Origin of the sequence: Magnetospirillum sp. SS-4, assembly GCF_902729425.1 — a bacterium.
Taxonomy (GTDB): Bacteria; Pseudomonadota; Alphaproteobacteria; order Rhodospirillales; family Magnetospirillaceae; genus Phaeospirillum.
Window position 1 is genome coordinate 1 of record NZ_CACVCH010000107.1, and the last position, 3,542, is coordinate 3,542.

Here is a 3,542-nt window from a genome sequence, read left to right on the forward strand (position 1 = left end):
TACGAGTCGGGTCGGGGTTGACTGTTACGTAACGCATAATGTACAATGGGCCATGCCGATCAGGACCTTTGCCGACAGACGTAGCGCCGATTTTGCCGCCGGGAAGCGGGTCAGGGAGTTCCAGGCCTTCGAGCGCCAGGCGGCAAGGGCCTTGACCAAGTTGAACGCCGCCGCCCGATTGATTGAATTGCGTAATCCCCCGTCAAACCGCTTCGAGGCCTTGGGCGGTGATCGCGAGCAGTCCTACAGCATCCGTATCAACGACCGCTGGCGGGTTTGCTTCCGGTGGGCGTTCAGCGAGGCGGCGGATGGCAGGGACCCGCTGCTGGTTCCCGGCGATGCCGTGGATGTTGAAATCGTCGATTACCATTGAGGCCGCCCATGTCCTTTCCCGCCCCCACTTCCATTCCTGCAATCGACAACCTGCCCCCGGTCCATCCGGGTGAAATCCTCAAGGATGAGTTGGACGCCTTGGGCCTGAGTGCCAGGGGATTCGCCAGGCATATCCAGGTGCCGCCCAATGCGGTGACCGCCATCCTGAACGGCACCCGCGCCGTCACCGCGCAAATGGCGTTGCGCTTGGGCCAAGCCTTCGGCACCGGGCCGGGCTATTGGATGCGCCTGCAAGGCATGTACGAGGTGAAGATCGCCGGGGCGGAATTGGGCGATGCGCTAAGCCGCATCGGTCGGTTGGGGGATGGGGCGACGGGGCCGGCGGTTTGATCGGATGGCCACCAAGTGGCGCCGTCTCCTTGCTTCATTTTTGCCGTTATCCGGCCTCAGCCTCGCCATAGCCGGGCGGTTGCTGGGCCTGCCCAGGCCTGACCACCCATCGCTACGCCTGCACCGTTGCGGGCGGCGGCGGAGGTGTTCGGGGGGAAGGCGAAAAAATCTGGGAGTGTGGGCTCAAAAATTTGGCTGGGAGCGGTCTCTCGGTCTTGCGATCCGGAATGACCGAAGTGGGCCGGAAGGGGAATGGCGGCTATCGGGCGCGGAACGGGTGAAGCTGACGTTGCTGCAGAAAGGTGCTTCGGCGGCGACAGACCCGGAGCGGTCATTTGACGATTTTCAAAATGAACATCCGCCACGATGTGGCTATTCTTTTTAACCTCTTGGTTAGCCCCTTCAGATATCCCAGCACGCATCAATAGCGGCATTGTCCCATACACCGAACTGTGAACCGAACAGCTTCAGAAAGCACGTCAGGAAAGATGAGGCGTCGTGGAGGACTCCGCCCACATCGTGCTGATCGGCGCGCTGCGTCCAAGAAGGGCCGTCGGGCCGCAGGCGCAGAAATCGGTTCGCCATGTTCACGTCCGCATGTATGAACGAAGATAGACCGAAGTAGAAGGTGTCGTAGGCTTCCTCGTGAGCCACCTCGACGGCAAGCTGACGAATTGTTTTGCCTGACCAGTTCTGGAAGGGTCTGCCGTTCTTTCCCTCACCATCCATCAGTTTGAAGATGCCCTGTTGACGGCGAGAATCCGCATGTGATTCAAGGAGTCCGCGTTTTTTCCGGCGTGGGGTCTGGCTGTGGTTTTATCGAGCGGAGTTGAAGTCTGGGCGGAGGATGTCCGGGCCGAGTTGAAGAAGAGGCTTCCCGGCCAGCGCAAGACGCAGCGGGACAAACTGGGGCTGCTGGTGGCGACCAACCGAGGGATTCGGTGAATGGGAAACGTCCGCAGATGGCTAATGCCGGCCGCAGGCGGAACTCCTCGGCACTGAGGCCGAGGAGTTCTCTACCGCGTTAAATTTCCGTGCTTTCTGCGAGATGCAGCGCGTCCTCTATGTCAACGCCAAGGTAGCGGACCGTGCTCTCGATTTTGGTGTGGCCAAGCAGAATCTGCACGGCACGCAAATTGCCCGTTTGCTTATAAATGATCGACGCCTTGGTCTGGCGTTGCGAATGCGTCCCATAGTCTTCCCGGCGCAGCCCGATCCCGGTGACCCACTCGTCAACGAGACGAGCGTACTGGCGGGTGCTGATGTGATCGGCATGATCAATTCGGCTCGGAAAGACGAAGTCGTCGAGCGTGCCACCGCGGCATTCGAGCCAGGCGAAAATGCTGTTGCGGGCCGTCTCAAGGAGTTCGAACTGAACCGGTCGGCCGGTCTTCTGCTGGATAACGATGGCTCTTGAACGGACACGTCCGCCACTGACAAGCTCGCCGATCTTGATTTTGACGATGTCGCATCCGCGAAGCTTGCTGTCGATCGCCAAATCGAACGTCGCACGGTCACGCAGTCGGCGGTTCTGATCCAACCAGAACCGGATAGCCCAGACCTGCTGCGGCTTCAACGCGCGCTTCGCGCCAATCTTTCGGCCCGCGTTCCATGCTTTCGCGCCCGGATCATATTCGGAATGTCCCATAGCCGTTCTCCTCTTGGTCAAGAATGACCGGGAGAATGGTACCCTCAAGGTTCAGGCGATGGCCGACAGGCCCTTCTCTGCGACAATGGACAACAGCTTGCAGGCAGGGCCGGCGGGCCGTTTGTCGCCTCGTTCCCATTGGCTCACCGAATCCTTGGTGACATTGAGGTACATGGCGAACACGGTCTGGCTGACCTGTTCACGTTCGCGCAGGGCGCGGATTTCGTCGGCGGTAAACGTCTTGATCGGCGTCAGGCAGGATTCGTCAAAGCGGCGCATCGTGTGCTTTTCAATGAGCCCGGCCTTATGCAGGTCCTGCGCCGTCTCGTGAATTGCCGCCTTCACGTCACTCTTGTAAGCCCTAGTTCTGGCCATCGCACTGAACCTCCTGATACTTCCCGCTCTCCACCAGATCCGCCAACTGCTCGTCCGAGGCATTCAGCAGCACGGCGCCTAATTCCTTGAAATCGCGTTCATCACTTTTATCAATGTTGTCCATGTCGTTCTTTGAAAAGCCGTAGATAAAAAACGACCGTTCGCCCTTTCTGAATAAAATAATCGACCGGTATCCGCCCGACTTGCCCTCGCCCGGGCGGGCGATACGCTGCTTTATCAAGCCATCACCGTAATCCGCGTCGATCAGGCCCTTCTCGGCGTTCTCTATGACTTCGCACAGTTTGGCATCGGCAATACGCTCTTTCTTGGCAAACCGGGCAAACCACTTGCTCTTGTAGAGTCTCAACGCTGGCCGCTCCCTTGCCCGTCCCGCCAATCCAATATGTAGAACCTGGTTCTATATTTCAAGGGCGGTTCATCGGGGGCGGCCGATCCGACGGCGAACAGCAACAGCAGCTTTCGGGCGTCGCGATCATGCTCGTGAACATCCGCCATGGGCGCAAAGCAGCCAAAGCCGGGTTACCGCACCAATGCCCACAATGGCTCAGATTCTGCCATTCGCCTATTGCCAGTTAGGCATGTTCAAACCCGAACCGTTGAGTCTTCATGCTACGGAGGGAACCTTTTGTTAGCGGTTGGGTAACGAAAGGATGCGCCGCGAACCTTTCGTTAGCCCCCCCGTTCACGCAAACGAAAACGGGGCCGGTCGCGGGCAGCCTTGGCCGGTGTGGCCGGCAGGTGGTGGCGATACGGTTGCTGGAAATGCAGAAGGGCA

General features: G+C 59.1%; 6 protein-coding genes. 2 read left to right on the forward strand and 4 right to left on the reverse strand.

Features of this window, described 5'->3' with window-relative positions; genetic code table 11:
• Together MTBSS4_RS17675 and MTBSS4_RS17680 are read left to right on the forward strand one after the other, a co-directional pair.
• Positions 1-373: type II toxin-antitoxin system RelE/ParE family toxin (locus MTBSS4_RS17675; protein WP_368667804.1), on the forward strand; the 373-nt coding region annotated here is incomplete at its 5' end.
• A gap of 8 nt (positions 374-381) precedes the next feature.
• A complete protein-coding gene (locus MTBSS4_RS17680) occupies positions 382-723 on the forward strand; it encodes a HigA family addiction module antitoxin (RefSeq protein ID WP_173984701.1) in 342 nt (113 codons plus the stop codon).
• Positions 724-1,125: 402 nt separating this feature from the next.
• On the opposite strand, the gene MTBSS4_RS17685 is transcribed toward MTBSS4_RS17680, so the two are convergent.
• The 4 genes from MTBSS4_RS17685 to MTBSS4_RS17700 all read right to left on the reverse strand — a co-directional run bounded on the left by MTBSS4_RS17685 (position 1,126) and on the right by MTBSS4_RS17700 (position 3,113).
• Positions 1,126-1,452 (reverse strand): DUF5677 domain-containing protein, encoded by a 327-nt coding sequence (locus MTBSS4_RS17685; RefSeq protein ID WP_173984702.1) that lies wholly within the window; start codon positions 1,450-1,452, stop codon positions 1,126-1,128.
• 295 nt (positions 1,453-1,747) lie between these two features.
• Complete coding sequence (locus MTBSS4_RS17690) at positions 1,748-2,371, reverse strand: tyrosine-type recombinase/integrase (protein WP_173984703.1); 624 nt, start codon at positions 2,369-2,371, stop codon at positions 1,748-1,750.
• A gap of 51 nt (positions 2,372-2,422) precedes the next feature.
• On the reverse strand, positions 2,423-2,746 hold the full coding sequence (locus MTBSS4_RS17695) for a DNA-binding transcriptional regulator (protein WP_173984704.1): 324 nt from the start codon (positions 2,744-2,746) through the stop codon (positions 2,423-2,425).
• Positions 2,733-3,113 carry a type II toxin-antitoxin system RelE/ParE family toxin gene (locus MTBSS4_RS17700; protein ID WP_173984705.1) on the reverse strand — a complete coding sequence of 127 codons (381 nt, stop codon included), beginning with the start codon at positions 3,111-3,113 and terminating at the stop codon, positions 2,733-2,735. Before MTBSS4_RS17700 ends, MTBSS4_RS17695 begins: the two co-directional genes overlap by 14 nt.
• Between the last annotated feature and the right edge of the window lie 429 nt (positions 3,114-3,542).